This window comes from Frankia sp. BMG5.60, from assembly GCF_059428125.1.
On sequence record NZ_CM182091.1, the window covers coordinates 1,296,300 to 1,313,318 of the forward strand.

At 67.8% G+C, this 17,019-nt stretch carries 11 protein-coding genes and 1 pseudogene; 2 read left to right on the forward strand and 10 right to left on the reverse strand.

Annotation, left to right across the window (positions count from 1 at the left end; translation table 11 throughout):
* Nucleotides 1–176: 176 nt before the first annotated feature.
* The 3 genes and pseudogenes from AC5R91_RS05265 to AC5R91_RS05275 form a co-directional block, all read right to left on the reverse strand.
* The gene (locus AC5R91_RS05265; protein WP_495395983.1) at nucleotides 177–1,955 is read right to left on the reverse strand and encodes a glycosyltransferase; all 1,779 of its coding nucleotides are present in this window, start codon (nucleotides 1,953–1,955) and stop codon (nucleotides 177–179) included.
* Nucleotides 1,952–2,785 (reverse strand): glycosyltransferase family 2 protein, encoded by an 834-nt coding sequence (locus AC5R91_RS05270; RefSeq protein WP_495395984.1) that lies wholly within the window; start codon nucleotides 2,783–2,785, stop codon nucleotides 1,952–1,954. The genes AC5R91_RS05265 and AC5R91_RS05270 overlap by 4 nt, the downstream gene beginning before the upstream one ends.
* Before the next feature lie 421 nt (nucleotides 2,786–3,206).
* Nucleotides 3,207–3,464 (reverse strand): annotated as a pseudogene (locus AC5R91_RS05275) (hypothetical protein); the annotation flags it as partial.
* 325 nt (nucleotides 3,465–3,789) lie between these two features.
* Between AC5R91_RS05275 and AC5R91_RS05280 the strand changes: the two are divergent.
* On the forward strand, nucleotides 3,790–3,927 hold the full coding sequence (locus AC5R91_RS05280; protein ID WP_495395985.1) for a hypothetical protein: 138 nt from the start codon (nucleotides 3,790–3,792) through the stop codon (nucleotides 3,925–3,927).
* A 502-nt stretch (nucleotides 3,928–4,429) separates the two neighbouring features.
* A complete protein-coding gene (locus tag AC5R91_RS05285; RefSeq protein WP_495395986.1) occupies nucleotides 4,430–5,209 on the forward strand; it encodes a polysaccharide lyase family 7 protein in 780 nt (259 codons plus the stop codon).
* 566 nt (nucleotides 5,210–5,775) lie between these two features.
* Here AC5R91_RS05285 and AC5R91_RS05290 read toward each other — a convergent pair.
* From AC5R91_RS05290 to AC5R91_RS05320, 7 genes are all read right to left on the reverse strand, one after another.
* Nucleotides 5,776–6,714: a polysaccharide lyase gene (locus AC5R91_RS05290; RefSeq protein ID WP_495395987.1), complete on the reverse strand. Its 939-nt coding sequence runs from the start codon at nucleotides 6,712–6,714 to the stop codon at nucleotides 5,776–5,778.
* 118 nt (nucleotides 6,715–6,832) lie between these two features.
* Nucleotides 6,833–8,752 carry a right-handed parallel beta-helix repeat-containing protein gene (locus AC5R91_RS05295; RefSeq protein ID WP_495397899.1) on the reverse strand — a complete coding sequence of 640 codons (1,920 nt, stop codon included), beginning with the start codon at nucleotides 8,750–8,752 and terminating at the stop codon, nucleotides 6,833–6,835.
* Entirely contained in the window at nucleotides 8,752–10,830 is a 2,079-nt protein-coding gene (locus AC5R91_RS05300) for a right-handed parallel beta-helix repeat-containing protein (protein ID WP_495395988.1), read from the reverse strand. The genes AC5R91_RS05295 and AC5R91_RS05300 overlap by 1 nt, the downstream gene beginning before the upstream one ends.
* Nucleotides 10,827–12,047, reverse strand: a complete 1,221-nt coding sequence (locus AC5R91_RS05305) for a glycosyltransferase (RefSeq protein ID WP_495395989.1) — start codon at nucleotides 12,045–12,047, stop codon at nucleotides 10,827–10,829. The genes AC5R91_RS05300 and AC5R91_RS05305 overlap by 4 nt, the downstream gene beginning before the upstream one ends.
* A 54-nt stretch (nucleotides 12,048–12,101) precedes the next feature.
* Nucleotides 12,102–13,070 carry a 2-dehydropantoate 2-reductase N-terminal domain-containing protein gene (locus tag AC5R91_RS05310; RefSeq protein ID WP_495395990.1) on the reverse strand — a complete coding sequence of 323 codons (969 nt, stop codon included), beginning with the start codon at nucleotides 13,068–13,070 and terminating at the stop codon, nucleotides 12,102–12,104.
* 835 nt (nucleotides 13,071–13,905) lie between these two features.
* A complete protein-coding gene (locus tag AC5R91_RS05315; protein ID WP_495395991.1) occupies nucleotides 13,906–14,178 on the reverse strand; it encodes a hypothetical protein in 273 nt (90 codons plus the stop codon).
* Between the two features lie 1,405 nt (nucleotides 14,179–15,583).
* Entirely contained in the window at nucleotides 15,584–16,795 is a 1,212-nt protein-coding gene (locus AC5R91_RS05320; protein ID WP_495395992.1) for an NAD(P)/FAD-dependent oxidoreductase, read from the reverse strand.
* Between the last annotated feature and the right edge of the window lie 224 nt (nucleotides 16,796–17,019).

Consider the following 17,019-nt stretch of genomic DNA (forward strand, 5'->3'; position numbering starts at 1 on the left):
GGTGTGGTGCCGGCCGGTGTGGTGCCGAACGGTGGCCGGGAGGCGGGCAGCAGACCCGGCCGAGCTGACGGGCGGGTGGGGCCCGCCGGCCGGGGGGGGCGCGGGCAACGCCCCCGGCGTCCCAGCCGGACTGGACGGCCCCTCGCCCAGCGCGGTCCTGACCGGCGACGTAGTGGTCATGGCTGGTCCTCCCCAAGCGCCGCCGGGACGGCTGGTGCAGGCGGATCGGCGACGATCGGTTGGTAGGGCACCCGCGGGCCGAGGAGCCGAGCCCGCGCGCGGCGGGAGAGCCGGCTGCCCCGCGTCCGCAGCAGCTCCCGCGCGGGGGCCGCGCGGCCGGCCCCGTCCAGCCACGCCCTGATCTGCCCATCCGGGGTGCCGTCCGTCACCGTCAGCCGAGCAAGGGCGAATGGGTCGTCGGCACCGTGGGACATCATGTTGCGCACCCCGCAGGCGGACGTGAAGCCGGCCTGCCGGACGAGCCGCCGGACGCCGTGGTCGTAATTGCCGTGGGGGTAGGCAAAGGAGCGCACCGGCGCGCCGATCGCAGCGGCCAACCGGGCGTTGCAGTTGCTGATCTCCCGGCGCGCCCCATCGAGCCGGAGCTCGTCGAGCCGGGGATGGGTGTGGCTGTGACCACCGATCTCGACCCCCATGCCGGCCAGGGCCCGCAGGTCGGCGTCGCGCAGCATGCCGGCCTGGCCGATCCAGTCGGTGACGACGTAACAGGTCGCGGTGAGCCCATGAGCGACGACCTCGCGAGTGGCGGCCAGGTTGTCGGCGAATCCGTCGTCGAAGGTGATGAGGACCGGTCGCGGAGGTAGTGTCTGGTGTTGTATCCGTTCGACGTACTCGGACACCGTCAGGGCTACCCGGCCGGAACCGGCGATGAGCGCGAGATGGCGGACAAAGGTGGCGGTGTCGACCGTCCAGCGTCGATAGTTCGCCACCGGATAATCGGTCACCGAGTGGTACAGCAAAATCGGGATCACAGGTATCTCCAACGGGATCGGCTGACGTGGCGTGTGACGCCGGCCGGCGGCGACGCGCAGCCGGCCGTATGCGTATCCGAGGGCGGTGGCCCCGGCGCCGACCAGCACGGCCCCGGCTCGCGGCCAGGTGCCGGGGCGGTGGCGGTCACGAGCCAGTGCTCGGGGCAGCGTGCGTCTGAGGTACTGCCGTTCGGTGGCGAGCGCCGCGTCCACCCCGGCCCGGTCTGCTACCGCGGCCTTGGACAGGCCTTCGGCATAGCAGCGCGCCAGGAAGTACCGCGGGGATGCCCGGTCGCCGGTCACCTGGTGCCATACCCGTGCCCGTGGCTCGTACAGGACGACAGCCTCCGGGAGGATCGCCTGAAGCCGGATACCGAACTCGGTTTCCTCGCAGCCCAGCGGGGTGGCGCCGACCCGCCCGAGCCCCTCGGTGAACCCGCCGACGCGGTCGAACACAGCCCGTCGGAACGACATCCCCGCCCCGATCGGGTTACGGACCGCCGCCGTGTCGGTCGGCAGCCCGACGTAACTACATCCGACCACCCAGTCGAATTCGGCAGGGAACCAGCGGGGTCGGCGGTGTGGCCACACCGGTGTGGCGGCACCGCCGACCCCGGCGACCCGGGGGTCGGTGTAATGGGCGGCCAGCTGAGCCAGCCAGTCCGGCTCGGCGTGGGCGTCGTCGTCCAGGAAGGCGATCACATCACCGGTGGCGGCTCCGACACCACAGTTGCGGGCACCGGACAATCCGCGGCGGCCGGTGTTGGGAATGACCGTGGCACCGGGGTGCGCGGCCTCGGCCCACCGGCGCAACCGGTCATTGTGGTCGATGACGAGGATCAGCTGGTCGGCCCTCCTGGTCTGTTCGGCGATGCTGGTCACCGCACGCTGCAGGTCGTGCCGGCGCCGTTCGGTGTAGGCACAGATGACCACCGAGAGCCGCAGGCCGTCCGGGGAGATCATCGGGCGTATTCCGGCGCGCCGGTTGTCCTGCGCCGCCCGTCCGAAAGGTCACCCGGACCTCGCTGGTTGACGATGGCCGAGACCGACTGACCGGGACGACCGAGCACCATGCCGTTCCGCGCGGTGAGGTTTCGTGTCCGGGCGGTGAGGTTTTCCGACCATTCGACGAGGATGGTCCGCAGGACGCGCATACCGTCGCGGCCCGCATTGAGGTTGCTCGCGCCATGCCGGCGCTCGTACTCAAAGCTGCCGATCTCGGCGATCCGCAGGCGGGCCTTGGCCGCGCGGAGGGTAATCAAGGTTTCGATCTCGAAGCCGTCGCCATGCCGTCGGATGCCGTCGGTCTCTCCCGGCGTCAGCCCGAGCGTCGGCAGACAATCTCGCCAGAATGCATTGTAGCCGTAGCACAGGTCGGTGAACCGGCGTTGGAAGAGCAGGTTGACCAGGTGGCAGAAGAAGAGATTCCCAAGGGTACGCAACGGGGTGATGTCGCTGCTACCGCCACGTTGGGCGAATCGGGTCCCCTTGGCGAAGTCGGCGCCCTGGACGAGGGCCGCGACGAAGGCGGGTATCTCGGCCGGGTCGGCCGAACCGTCGGCGTCGAGCGTGACCACAATGTCCCCGGATGCCACGGCAAAGCCGCAGGCCATGGCGTTCCCCTTGCCCTGGCGGGTCTGGCGGACGACGATCACGTCGGGGCGTAGCTCGCGGGCCAGTCGGACGGTGTCATCGGTGGATTTCCCGTCCACCACGATTATTTCGGCGTGCACCGGAAGCCCGCCGAACACTTCCCGCAGATTCCGCGCCTCATTGAGCGTCGGAATCACCACGCTGACCGATGGCGAATCACACGAATCAGACAAGGAATCCCCCCTGGACAGACCTGGATGGCCGGTAGACCACGGTGGAGTTCCGTCCCGCCGAAGTTCCGACCGCGCACTCATCACGCGCCGTGACTCTAGATAATGGATGTTGGTACCTCTAGAAACCCGGGGTGCTGGCGTGTCGCCGACCAGGATCGGGGTATTTCCCGATCGTCGGCGGAGGACGGTGCGAAATCGGCGGCCCAACCGTTTTCCCGCTCGGTTGGGCATGGTCAGCGGATGCGCGGCTCGTTCACCAGTTGGCGTATTCCTGACGAGGGCCGCCACCCGTTCGGGTGAGAATTCGCGGGAACCGGGCGGTACCCGACCTGCCGATCGCCCCTACCACCCCTTCGACACATCGGCCTCACCCCGACCTCACCCGGTCCTACCTGGATGCGGTGGCGATCGACGGCGCGACGGATCTGAGGAGGTCCTCGAGGTAGTTCGCGGTGTCCTCCCAGCGGCTGACCGCTACGCACCGGACACCCATGGCCCGGACCGGGTAGTCGTTGCCACCCTCCTCCAGCCGATCACCAACAAACAACAGGTCGTCGATGCCGAGGTCGAGGTCGAGGTCGAGGTGCGCGAGTAGCCGGGTGATGCCGTACGCCTTGTCGATGCCCTGGCGGGTCTCGTCGATCGACGTCGAGCCACCGGCCGGACCTCAAGGTCGGGCAGCCGTTCGGCGGCATACGCCCGCAGGCGCAGCTTCTTGTCACCGCTGGGGTCCCACGCCTCTTTGGCCTCGAGGGGAGCGAGCTGGCCGAGGGCGGAAATGTGACCTGGCTGCCGCGGTCCTCTACAATGTCCCCCCACTGCTCGGATTCCCAGAAGCCCAGTTCCTGGGCACCCTGCACGAGCACGTCAACGACCCGGCTCTTGGCCTCGTCGAAGAGATCATTCGCATAGACCAGACTCCGGGCCGGGTCGCGCCGCCGGTAGTACCGGGTTCCGCAGGTCGGCATGAGGTGCAGCCGGTCGAGCGCCGCCGATGGCAGGTCGAGTTGCCGCAACACCTGGCTGTCGAACTGTTCAAACCGGCCTTCAGAAAGAAGACCACCGAGTTTATCGCCCGCGACCGGGCCCTCATCTTCCTCGCAACCTAACGCGAGAGATCGCTACGCAGAGGGATCTCGGCGAGGCACTGCCGTGCGGCCGGCGATGGCCTCCTACCGGGGAGGGGGAGATTTCCGCATCCCACCGTCCCCAGCCAGAGAGCCACCCGAATTCAATTGTACGATACCCGCCCGTGTTGCCGAACACGTCGGAGTCCACGGGTGTACCTTATCCTCCGGCCACACTACCGGTACCCTCGGACGCGCGAAGCCGGACGCTCGGGGATCGATCCAGGCGCAAGGAGCAATGGATGAGGGAAATGAACCTCGACGCCCCACCAGAGAGCCATTATCGGTATACGCCCCTGATATCGCGTCGATGCACCCAGGGAGTCTGATCATAAATTCTCACCAGCCCGCACCGGGTTCACTGGAGCCGTCCACCGGCACACGTTCCCGGCGGGCAGGGGCAGGCGCACTGGCCGCCGCACTCGGCATGGTGATGCTGTCCGGTTGTCTTCGCGGCTCGGCACATCAGGCTGGCGTCACGGCGGTGACATACGCCGGCACCGGTGCTCCCAGCACGCAGTCGCCGACCAGCGGTCCGTTGGGGAGGGCGGCCAACCTGCTTCGGCCGTCCCCCCTCACCCCGCCGGCGCAGGTGCCCCGTCCGGGCCGCGTTCCCGCCGATCTGATCGATCTTTCCCGCTGGAAGCTGACCCTGCCGATCAGCTCGGACAGTTCCGGCAAGCCGCTGGAGATCACCCAGCCACGGCTCGCGGATTTCACCCTGGCGCCTTATTTCACCGTCACCGGTCGAGGCGACGCCGTGCAGTTCCGTGCTCCGGTCAACAGGGCGACGACCGACAATTCCACGTACCCACGCTCGGAACTACGCGAGATGACCCCGGACGGCAAGAAGGCCGCCTGGTCGACCATCTCCGGCGTCCACACGATGGTTCTCACCGAGGCGATCGTCCATCTGCCGGACACGAAACCGCAGGTCGTCGCCGGGCAGATCCACGGTAAGTCGGACGACGTTGTGATGGTGCGCCTCGAGGGCACCCATCTGTTCGTCGAGCATGACGGTGACAACATCGGCGACCTGGATACCGACTACCGGCTCGGGAAGGTCTTCACCGTGAGGCTGGTCGCCACCGACACACGGATCAGGATCTACTACAACGACACCCTGAAGGTCGACCTGCCGGTCAAAAGATCCGGTCTGTACTTCAAGGCCGGCTGCTACACCCAGACGAAGACCAGCATGGGCGACAGGCCGGGCAGCTACGGCGAGGTGGTCGTCTACGCGCTGCAGGTCTTCCACTGGTAGCGACGCACGGCCCCGCCGCCCGCTCGGCCAGCCCTTCTGCCGGTAGGCGGGGGTGGGCCGGGCAGACACCCAGGGCCTCACCAAGATCGCTCTGCGTAGCGATCTCTCACGTTAGGTTGCGAGGAAGATGAGGGCCCGGTTGCGGTCGCGGGCGATGGATTCGGTTGTCTCCTTGATTTTTGTAATGCCGTGGAGGCGGAAGAGGCTGAGGGCGAGGTTTCGCAGGATAGCGAGAGTTCGCGGGCCGTTTCCCGTGTAGGCCTGGCTGGCGTCCTCGCGCCAAGTGGTGTCGCGGACGTAGTACCCCGGTTCTCGATTCGCCAATGTTGGCGGACGTGGGTGTGGAGCGCTCCCGCGGACATGCGGTCACCGCGCAGGCTGGCGATGATGAAGACGTATTCTTTTGTGATTCGTGCGGGTTCGGTGCGAAAGGCGGACGTGAGTCACCCCGGTATGAACGCCCACCCAGATTGAGCTCCAGTGCCACTACCCGGCACAACCGGCCATAACCTTATGCGATGTTGCCGAGGCCCTGGGCAGACACCTGACGAGAGGGCCGGCCGAGGTCAACGGTTCGGCGGCGGCCGGACGGAGATACCCGCGAAGTCGACGTGCTGGTCCATTGGGGTGGCCCAGCTCAGGTCGTCCCCACCAAAGAAGGTCGAGAAGAAGACTCCGTCGATCGCCAGATTGGAGACGGTCCGGAACCTCAGGCCAGTAGCGTCGAGGACCGGCTTGCCATCGATCCAGACGGTGACATCACCATCCCGCTGGCCGGGATGGTTCAGCCGTACCTCCTGCTGGACCTCGATCCAGCGGCCGGTGGCAAAGGTCCACCGGCCACGCCCGATCGACGTGCCGTGCGTGACCGAGTCGGGCAGGTAGGCATAAAGCTCGCCGGCCCCGCCGGCCCGCCACATCAACCGAGTCGAGAATCCGTTCGAGCCATCCGGGATGTGCTGACCGCTGGTCACGGTACCGCCGAACAGGCCTGGCAGCTTCCCGCCCTTCACGAAGTCGAAGCCGATGGGAAACCGGATATAATAGTGCAGGACCAGCGCGTCGACCGGGCGGCGGCCGTAGTAAAGGTAAGCTTGGGCCCCGCCGGACGGCGCGCCACTTTCCCGCCGCACGGTCTGGCTCGCCGAGCCAGCCGGGTAGTGCACCCGCAGGTACGCGTCTGCGCGCACTGCGGAGCGGGCCGCATCCGAGGCGGGCAGCGAGTCCGCGGCCGAGGTGATCGGCAGTATCTCCGCCTGGTTCATCCCGAACTGGCCGTGCCGGGCCGGGGTGAGATCAGCTCCCGCCACCTTGGCCAGCCGGGCGACCAGAGCGGTGTCCGCGTCGATGCCTGGCGTGGCCGCCGCGCCCCGGCCCCCGGTGGCGGTAGGTGAAGGCGGTGGCTGCGCCGGCTTCGGCTCGGACGAGCCGGAACAGGCGACGAGGGTCATCGCCAGCAGGGTCGCTCCGACCGTACCGGCGATGGCCCTCGACACCTTGCCCATCTACAACACCTCGCCTATCTACAACATTCTCGCCTATTAACGATGATCTGATGATCTGATGATCTGATGATCTGCCCATTTATGACAGTCTGCCCGCCCATCTGCGACAGCCGGTTCGTCAACGTGTGCCAATCGTGTAGTCGATGACACCCGTGGTCGTCGGGGTAATCGTAAACGTCACCTGGCCGCTGGCGTCTGAGGTCCCCGTGGCGAGCACCGTCGATCCGGACTTGATCGTGTAGACGGTGTTGGGTCTGCGCCTACCGATCCTGATGGTCAGCTGTGTACCCGCCGTGTTGACCGAGATGAGGAGGTGGCTCGTGGCCGAGGTGAATCTGGTGACCCGCGCGGTGGCCGTTCCGACCACCGGTGTCACCCAGAGAGCCCGTGGGGTGATGGTGGTCGCCGCCGTCCCGATGACGGCGGAGGTCAGCACGACGGTGCCACCCGTCGGCGTCAGCGAAGTGGCGACCGCAGTCGGCAGGTCGTAGACCCGATGGTCGGTGTTGGTCAGCGTCACTCCACTGTTCGTGTCCACTCTGACCTTGGTCGGCCGGGTCGCCCCGACGATCGTCGTGCTGCCCCTGGTGGCTATCGACCCGCGGGTGGCGAACAACTGGTTCGCCGGGTAGGTGAGCCTGTTGAACACCGTTCCGGTGCTGTTCTCCGTCAGGACCGGTCCGACCGTGCCGGACAGTCTGTTCCCGATGAACGTCGCGCCGTCCGTGTCGCTGATCTTGAAGGCGTTGCCGCCCGTCCCGGTAAAGGTGTTGCCGGAGAAGAAGAGGTTGGTCGGCCGACCCGTCCGGGTCGAATAAATCGGGGTGTCCGAGCCCTGGAAGGTGAGGACGGCGTACCGGCTGCTGTTGGTGATCCTGTTGTTGAAGGTCTGCAGCCTAGTCGTCCCCACGCTGTAACGCAGTCCGTACTCGGCCCTGTCGATCACATTATCGTGGATCGAGTTGCCGACGCTGTCGAAGACCGCGATACCGGCACCGTTCGGCTGGTCGTGCACACGGTTGTTCTTGACCTCGGTATTCGTGATACCGCGGTGCAGCATGATCCCGTGGACCTGGTTGTCCGAAAAATCCTTGTCACCCGGGAACGAGAACGGCGGGATACCATTGTGGTCGCTCTCATTGTCGGAGATCAGCAGATTGTTGCAGCGCTGCGAGCAGATGACTCCGTGGTCACCGTTGTGGTGGAAGTGGTTTTTCGTGATCGTGAGGAAGTCGGAGTCGTCGTGCGTGTCGAGACCGTACATCACGTTGTGGTCGTACTCGTTACCGGTGAACCCCATGTTCGTGGCGTCGTATGTGTACGTCCCCATGAAGCTGTGGTGGAAACGGCTGTCGGTCTCGGAGCCGTAGACGTTGAGGACGTCGCAGACCGGGATGTGCTGCGCGTCGCAGCCACGACCCTTGAAGGAGACGCCGTAGCTCTCCGCGCCGTACCAGCCCAGGTAGCCGATATCGCTGTTGGCGATATCCAGCCGGGACTCGCGCGGCGTGCTTCCGTCCAGGTACGACAGCGCTCGGATGAAGGCGCGCCCACGGGCGCCCGGCGGAGCGCCGCTCGGCAGGGCCGGGTCGGTGTCGGGCTTACCGGTCGCCGTGTCCCAGGAGGTGATCCGCACGGTGTTGACATCGATGTTGCCGTACTGAGCCGTGATCGCGCTGACCTCGTTCTTCGCCGCCGAGGAGAGGCTCCGCAGCCGCAGTACGTCGACATCGCCCCGGACGGCCCCACCGTGCAGGACGAGCCTGGCCCCGTTCTGGATGACCAGGTCCGCGTCCAGCTCCCAGATCCGCCGCGAGGGGTTCACCAGTGTCAGCGGTGCGGCGGGGCAGCTCGCTTTGATGTCGGTCAGCGTCGCGGAGCCCGACTGCAGGTAGATCGTGTTCGTCGTCGACGCGTACCGGACCTGCCCGGCACAGCCGGCCGCCTGTGCCGCGCTCGGCCCCGCGACCAGTGCCGCCGAGGTACCTAGTACGCCGGCGGCAGCCAACACCGCCGTGCGTCTTATCGTTGTGGACATCAACCCGCTCCCTTGCGCGCGTTGACTGCGGCTCGAAGCCGGTCGACGCAACTCATTCGGTGTTTACCACGTGGTCGGAAGCCGACGTCTTTCGGGCTTCCCGCCCGTATTCGATGAATTACTTCCAGAAGCAACGCCAGTACGACTGCGACGATTGCGGCAAAACCGTACCAGGGGAATGGAGGAAGCGCAACGGTATTGTCACCACGTCGATCCACCCGTCCTATCAGAGCTCTGGATGCGCGAACCCTTGAATCAGCGAGAGCGAACGAGCTCCCCTTATCCACCTGAACGCCGAACTTGGTCGCCAGAACATCGATGTGCCTCGTGTCGGCGTGACCGCCATGGCTTATCTTGAATCCCTTGACGACATCGGTGACGGCGAGATCACTGATATGGCTCGAGCCACGCAGGTTGACGCCGAGATACGCGTCGTCGATCGACCCCGCCTGAATCGACAGGCCGTTGGCACCGGAGGAGACTCCGACCCTGGAGACGCCAGAAATACTGGGGTGCAGCACCGTGAGCCGGCCGGCCGTGCCGGTTGCCACGACACCGTCCCGCCCGCCCCGGATCGTGACGCCGTCGAGAACGGTGTCGCGGGCCTGGCCGTAGACCCGGACACCGGTACGCGCCCGCTCGACCCGGACGTGGTGGAAAGCGACCCCGGATGCCGAGATCTCCACGCCGGCATCGGAGCCGCCGACGATGGCGGTGCCCGTGACCGATGCGCGGCTGGCCGGCGCCATCACCTTGACTCCGGTCCTGCCGGCCCGCACCGTACCGCCGACGAGTCGCCCGCCGGTGGACTGACCGCAGATGTTGACGCCGGTTCCCTTGGCCGACACCGTCACGGTGTCCAGCGCAACGTCGGCCCCGCACAGAGCGACGCCGGTGTTGATGGCGGCTGCGACAGACAGACCGTTGATGCGCACCGGACCGGCCGTGGCGGCTATCCGCGCGCCGGTCCCGGCGTTCGCGATCGTCCCGCCACTCACCGTGACGCCGGCGCTGTTCCCACCGATCTGCAGACCGACGGCGCCGCCCTGGACGCGCGGATTCCGGACGGTGCAGCCCTGGCAGGAATCGAGAGCCAGGCCGATCGTGTCGCCCGTCGAGCGGATGCCCACCACCCGCGCGCCGCGGGTGTCCGCGACCCGAACCCCGTACCTGCGGTTGTGCTCGGTCTGTAGGCCGGTGACGTGCCGACCGGCGAGGCCGGACACCGACACCCCGTCCTCGCCGTTGTCGGTGCTCACCAGGCCACCGATCGACGTTTCCACGTCGTCGCGCAGCGCAACTCCGGTCCCTGTGGAGCCGCGGACCGTAACGGTATCCACCACCACGGACCGGGTTCCCGACATCACGAGACCGGTATTGTTGTTCTCAAAGGTCGAACGGGTGATCAAGCCGGTGGCACCCGGACCGAGGAACAGCCCGGCAGAGTGCGCGCCCGTGCCGCCACCGAGTCCGATGATCCGAGTATCACGGACCTCCGCCCGGCCGCCCGTCCCCACCGAAATCCAGGGCCGCCCTGCCAGGCCGGCGGCAACCGGGCGATGGGTGGCGGGGTCGACTGAGACGACCGTCGTATTCGACATGAACAGCGTGCCGCTGCCCACCGAGACACCGGCGGCCTCCCGCGGATCCGGACCACCGACCAGTTCCAGGCGTCGGGTCAGCGGACCGACCTCGAACAGGACGCCACGGCCGAGCACGAGCTCGGCCGCCAGCCGGACGGTGGCCCCGCCCGCGTCGCTGAGCCAGCGTTGCGGCAGCTTGCTCGCCAGCCAGCTGGCCTCGATGACGCCGCCGGGGCGCGGGATCCTCCCGATGTGCCGACCGTCGGCGACGAGATCGACCCGGTCGGCGCGGACGATGATCCGCCGGTGCGCAGCGGGCACCGCTGCCGAGCGCGCACGCACCGCGCCCGCACCGGCGGCAGGCGGCGGGGGCGCCGCGCCCGCCCCCAGGGTACCGGCGATCAGGAGTCCGGCGGCGGCTGTCCAGACCGCGCACATCCAGGCCAGCAGGCGATACAGGGACACGCTGGACCGCAGGAGCAGGTGGCCGTTCACGCCGGAATGTCCACCGGCGCGGGCGACTCGGCCAGGCCGGGCTGGGCTGTGCGGACCACGACGCCGTTCTCCACCTGCACCTGACGGGTCAGCCAACGCTGCTTGCGGATCGTCGCGAGCGCGCCCAGCTTGATGATCGCCATCACGAACGAGACGAAGACCCATCCGGGTATCAGAAAGAAGGAGGACGGGCGTCGACGTAGGTGCGGAAGTGCCTTGACGGCCCGGCTCACCCACCACCAGGCAGCCAGACAGGCGACAAAGAACCAGTCCTGGCGGACGACGGCCAGCGTCATGAAGATCGGCGAGAGCAACAACGCGAAGCTGCTCATACCCTTATCGATCATCGTGAAAGCCAGGAAGGGTTTCTTCCAGACCCAGCGCCTGGACAGGGCGCGTAGGTCGGACCGCCAGGTGTTACGGGCCCACCGCAGACGCTGCTTGCAGAAGATGCGCCAGCCCTTCGGAAAGGTCGACCAGACGCGCGCGGACCGCTGCAGGTAGGTCGCGTATCCCCGTTCGAGGATCAGGGTCGTCAGGCGCTTGTCGTCGCCGGACATGCACGGGACACCGAGGAAGGTCTCCGTCATGAAGTCGGCAGAGATCTCGAGGAGCAGCTCGCGGCGGTACACCGCAGTACGCCCGGAGAGGCAGGAGACTGCTCGACCCATGACCGTCTGGGCGGCATTCTCGTCGAAGTAGCGGTAGTCCAGGAACAGATCCGTGATCCGCTGGAGGAACCCATGCGGATTGTAGACGTTCTGGCGGGTTGCGACACCGCCCATCCGGGGATCGATGAACGGCTTGCAGACCTCGACCATGACGTCGGTGGCCCAGATGGTGTCGGAGTCGACGAGAGCGACGAGTTCGGTGCTCGCCGCCTCCCAGCCACGCCGGAGCGCGTCCCGCTTCCCGGGGACATCGGTGACGATCACCGTGGCCGGATAGCGGGACGCGATCTCCAAGCACTTCTTGTCGGTGACATCTATTACCAGAATAACCTCATAAACCCGGTTGGCGATCCACGACTCCAGCGCCCGCGTGAAGATCTCCGGTTCTTCCTGGTACACCGGCACCACGATCGACAATGACAGACGATGATCGTTTTTGATGGGCCGGTAGAGCGCCGCCGGAACACGTCTGATCAACCAGAATGCCCAACGAATCAGACCTATGAAGCCAAGCGGAAGATAGACAAGGTAATAGTTGATTGTCACGGACGATCTTCCTATCGGAAGGTGGACGGAACTTGGCGCAACGCCGAGTCCGGGTCAGGCGCTTGCTGTCGTCGAGGCGGCCGACGGCTCCGGCCGCTGGACCGGCAGGGTCCCGGCCGCCGCACTGTCGAAGGATGCCACCTTCTCCTTCAGCAACTCGCTACCGGCCATCTCCTCAAGCCGCTCGTTGACCTCGACAACCGCGCGCAGCAACGGCATGTCGATCTCCATGGTCTCCGCGTATCCCAGAAAGCCACGGGTGTCTTTGGGCAGGCAGACGCCGCCGTAGGGGGCGCCACCGCGGATCCCGTACCGCGCGTTGAAGGAACCCTCCGCGGAAATCGCCACCGTCTCGGCGATCACGTGCTGGTCCAGGCCCAGTTCCTGCGCGACCAGCCACATCTCGTTCCAGAAACTGATCTTGGCGGCGTTGAAGATGTTGTGTGAGCACTTGATGAACTCGGCGATGGCCGGGTCGTTAAAGATCCGGACCTCGCCTCCGAACGGCGCCAGGAGATTCGCGAGACGCTCCCGGGTGCGTGCGCTACGGGCGGCGATGACCGTCATCCACGGCCACCGGGCATCCTCGAGCGCGGACGCCGCACGCAGGAACTCCGGGGTGGCGGCGAGTGCGTATCCCTCCCCGGCCGTGGTGCCCGAGTGCTTGTCGAGGATCGGCTGGACCAGATCCTCCGTGGTGCCCGGCGGGACCGTCGACCGCACGACGACGGTGGGCGGCACGGCCGCATTGGCGATGGCCGCACCGACGGCGGCCGTTCCCGCCTCGAAGGCGGACAGGTCGTATCGGTTGCCGTCGTTGGGAGTTGGAAGCGTCAGAAAGATGAAGGATGCCGGCTCGGCGCCGAGATCGAGGGCGCCCCGGGCGTCCAGTCCCGCTGCCCTGAGCTGGGCAATCCGTGGCTTCGAGATGTCGATGAACGTGACGTCGTGGCCAGCCGCGCGAAATCCTTTTCCGGTGGCAGCGCCCACGACACCCGAGCCCATGATGAAGATTCGCGCCATAGCTACTAGATCTCCCTCTCGTGGTATTCATCCAGCTGGTGAGCGCGGGTGCACCCGCCCGACCTCTGAGCACGGACACTTATGGTGGGGACACGGTTGATGTAAGAGCAGGTCGAGGTGATCGCCACTGGCACACAACGGTTCGAGTCTGGCGGCCAAGGACCATCCATTGTCGACAACAGCCAGCAGAAGACCGGCTACGGCCGCCGAGCCAGGCAGTTATGCCGGGAAAGTGTGAATAAAATGCTCCATACGAAGCACACGACGCGCCCGAGCGAACGACCCGCTCCGGGCGCCAAGGGCAACTGAAGCAGTTGAGGCGCGTACATCCACGACCCCCCACAGGACATGGGCAGAACCCAGTCTCCCGTCAATTAAAACCTTAGATCCTGGCATTCTGGCCAGGTCTGACACTCGATCAGAATCAGTAGGTTCTGATCAACGACCAGAACCTGTCCTGCGTCTCGGATGTCGGAGGCGCGGTAGATTCGACATTTGGCGTCGACGCGACAGTATTTGCATCCGTGACCAACGAGATAGGCTGGTCGCGTGCCTGTCCCACATTTTTCTCCCCCACAAATGAACGACCCCATTGCCCGCGGACGGTGGACCCACCCCTCCCTTTCCGTATGGCGAGGATAGCGGCCGGCCTGGGCGTCACCGGCGATTGAAGAACTCGCGTGTCGCGTCTTGAGACCGGCTCGGCCGATTCTCGCCACAGGAACGAAAGAACTTGCCATTGCGGGCGGCTTATCCGGCCATGCTGTCTGACGGCTGCATCGAGGCGTCTGTGGATGCCTTGTTTGCACCTTTACCCCGTACTCCGCGCTTGTGGTTAAGGAGTTTCGGCCGACCGGGTAGCGATCATGGTGGTTGGGTCGGGTTGGCTGTCGTGGGCGGGCACGAGGCGAAGGCTGGCCAGGGCTCTGGCGATGAGTTGGCCGGTGGGGCGGACGGGACGGCCGGCGTAGAGGCCGGGGACCTTCCCGTCGGGGCGGGCGGCCTGGCGGGCCTGCCGCTCGATGAGCGAGAAGATCAGCGGGGTGATGCACACGATGTGGAGCAGCCCGCAGATCCGGGCGTTGTTCTCCAGGAACAGCGGGGCCACGGCGAGTGGGCCCTTGAAGGCGCCGTGGCGGCGTTCGACGGCGTTGTGGCCCTTGTATCCGGCGAAGACCTCGCCGGTGTCGGCCTCGTCGGTGGTCTGGTTCGTCAGGAGCGCGAACCAGCCGTCGGCGGCGGTGTCGATGGCCAGGTCTGCTCGTCGAAGTGCCAGAGCAGGGTAGGGGCCCCGGTGTCCTCGTCGGCGCCGACCTGAGCGCGCAGCCGGGCGGAGACGCCGTGGCGGCGGCGGATCGCGTCGACCCGGTCGGTGACCGCGGTCTCGTGGTGTAGGCGTACTTCCCGAGGTTGCGGCGCAGCCGGACGAGGTCCTCCCGTGCTGCCTCGATCTTCTTGTCGCGGGCGGCCCGGCTGGCCTGCTGGTGCTCGGACGACCAGACGTAGACCGTGCGGACGGTCAGTGGCGGGTCGGCGGCGCGCGGGCCGCGCAGCACGGTGACCCCCTCACAGGCCCGGTGGGACGCGCGCTGGTGGGCGAGTTTGCCGGTGTCGCGGGCCGCTACGTGCTCGAGGATCCGTGCACCCGCCCAGTCCAGGCCGGCGAACACCGTGGTCGGGACGAGGGTCTTCGACGCGGGGGCCAGGAAGCGCACGCCCGCGGCGTCGATCGCGGACAGGTTCGCGTACGACACGAGCTTGCTGTCCCCGACGAGCAGGAACCGGCGCTCGGCGGCGAGGTCCCGCATCGCGCGCATCGCCGCCTCGACCTGGCTGACCTCGGTGGCGCCGCCGTCGTAGACCTTCCAGAACACCGGCACGCCACCGTCGGCGGAGACGCCCTGCCCGGTCTAGGATCTGCCTCAGGGGTAGTCCGTGCCGTCTCCCTGGCTCACCGGCCTACGTGCCGTCGTGCAGCCGGTCGCCGGAGCACTCCCCGCGGTCCTGATCGTGATGTTCGCCGGCTTCTCGCCCTCGCCGGCCTGGCCTGCGAACCCGGGCGCCGCTCCTACGCCCTGGCCTACGCCGACCGCCTCATCGACCTTGCCGCCGTCATCATCGGCCGCCCCCGCACCTCCCTAGAACCGCCAGCGCTCCCCGGCGGCCTGACGGCATGGACCCATCGGATGTCTCGCCGAAACCCACGCCGCCGCCGGCGACGGCGGGCAGGCCGAGGACTACGCCACCCGGGCTCACGGCGGGGGTGCAGTCCCCGCGGATTGAGGCCGTGCTGGCGGGTATCGGCGGGGCGGATCACCCCAGGGCGGGGGGAGGCCAACGACCATCCGTTCTGGTATCGGGGCCGGATCACCCCCACGCCGACCCGCTCCGAGCTGCCGCAGCGGAGCGAACAGGTCGCACTGCGCGTTATTCCTGACTAATCGCCCGCGAGTGTGGGGAGATGTCCGCGAACGGCGGTGGCGAGCTCAGGCGGTGGTGGCGAGGTGGCGAGCTCAGGCGGTGGTGGCGAGGTCCTTGAGGGCGATCGCGAGGTCGGCGAACCGCTCGGCGTCCACGACCGCGTCGGCGGCGATCAGCCGGCGGGCGGCGACGGCGTCCATCGGGCGGTTCACGGTCGCGATCGCGGACAGGCGGCCGTCGGGCCCGAGCCAGCCGGCGGACCAGCCGGGCGCCCGCTTGGCCTCCGGCGCCGCGACGGCGCCGGGATCCCCCCGCCATACCAGCGTATCCCCCGCCCCCGCCAGCCCGACGACCTGCACCATCCGGCCGAACTGCTCCGACCAGAAGTAGGGCACCGGGTCGTAGACCGCCTCGCCCTCGAGCAGCGTGGTGGCGGCGACCGCTGGGCTGCCCTGCGCGCAGTCCCAGTGCTCCACCCGTAGCCGACGGTCGTACCGCCGCGACCACCACGCCGCGCAGTCCCCGACCACCACCACCGGGGGTCCATCCGCGCTCCAGGAGGCGGCGAGATGCTCGTCGGCGACGACCCCACGGTCGAGGACGAGGCCGGAGTCGGCGAGCCACGCGGTGTCCGGACGCACGCCCACCCCGACGACGACCTCGTCGGCCGGCAGCACCGCACCGTCACCGAGCACCAGCGCCTGCGGGCCGATCTCGCGCACCGACACGCCGAGCCGCAGGTCCACGCCCGCCTCGGCGTACCACGCGACCGTCTGCCCGCCGACCTCGCCGCCGAGCGCCACCTGCAACGGCGAGGCGGCCGCCTCGATCACCGTCACCTCGGCGCCGATCTTCGCCGCGATCGTCGCGACCTCCGCGCCGATCCACCCCGCGCCCACGACGACCAGCCGGACGCCGGGTTTGAGCGCCTCGCGCAGCGCCCGCGCGTCGTCGATGGTGCGCAGCACCCGCTGCGGCCCGTCGCCGGGCAGGGTCACCGGCGCGGCCCCGGTGGCGAGCACCAGCCCGTCGTAGGCGACCGGGCCGGCATCCGTCTCCACGACCCCGGGCCGCAGCCCGGTGGCCCGCCGGCCGAGCCGGACCTCCACGCCACCGAGATCGAGCGGCAGGGTCGTGTCCTCGAGCCGGCCCGACAGCACACCCTTGGACAACGGCGGCCGGTCGTAGGGCGGGTGCTCCTCCGCGCCCAGCAGCACGATGCTCCCGGTGAACCCCTGCGCGCGCAGCTCCACCGCCGCCCGTCCGCCGGCGAGCCCGGCCCCCACGATGACGATCCTGTCCATGCAGCCAGAGCCCTCCACGACCGGGGCGGGCCAGCGCCCACCGACCCGGCCTCCCGGGACGCCCAGAACTCTAGTGGCACCCGGTGCCAGAGAAAAGGTTGATCCCGGCCGAACCGAACGCCCCCGGTGAACAGGCGTGTCACCGGCAAGACTGACACAATCTGCCACCGGCGCCAGTGCCTGCACAGGGCGGGTGCCGTAGCCGAGTGTGAACGACGGGAGTC

What these genes read in the sequence shown, in the direction of transcription:
- AC5R91_RS05310 (WP_495395990.1), bottom strand. Translation starts at nt 13,070, where the DNA reads ATGGCGCGAATCTTCATCATGGGCTCGGGTGTCGTGGGCGCTGCCACC.
- AC5R91_RS05290 (WP_495395987.1), bottom strand. Translation starts at nt 6,714, where the DNA reads ATGGGCAAGGTGTCGAGGGCCATCGCCGGTACGGTCGGAGCGACCCTG.
- AC5R91_RS05295 (WP_495397899.1), bottom strand. Translation starts at nt 8,752, where the DNA reads ATGTCCACAACGATAAGACGCACGGCGGTGTTGGCTGCCGCCGGCGTA.
- AC5R91_RS05265 (WP_495395983.1), bottom strand. Translation starts at nt 1,955, where the DNA reads ATGATCTCCCCGGACGGCCTGCGGCTCTCGGTGGTCATCTGTGCCTAC.
- AC5R91_RS05320 (WP_495395992.1), bottom strand. Translation starts at nt 16,795, where the DNA reads ATGGACAGGATCGTCATCGTGGGGGCCGGGCTCGCCGGCGGACGGGCG.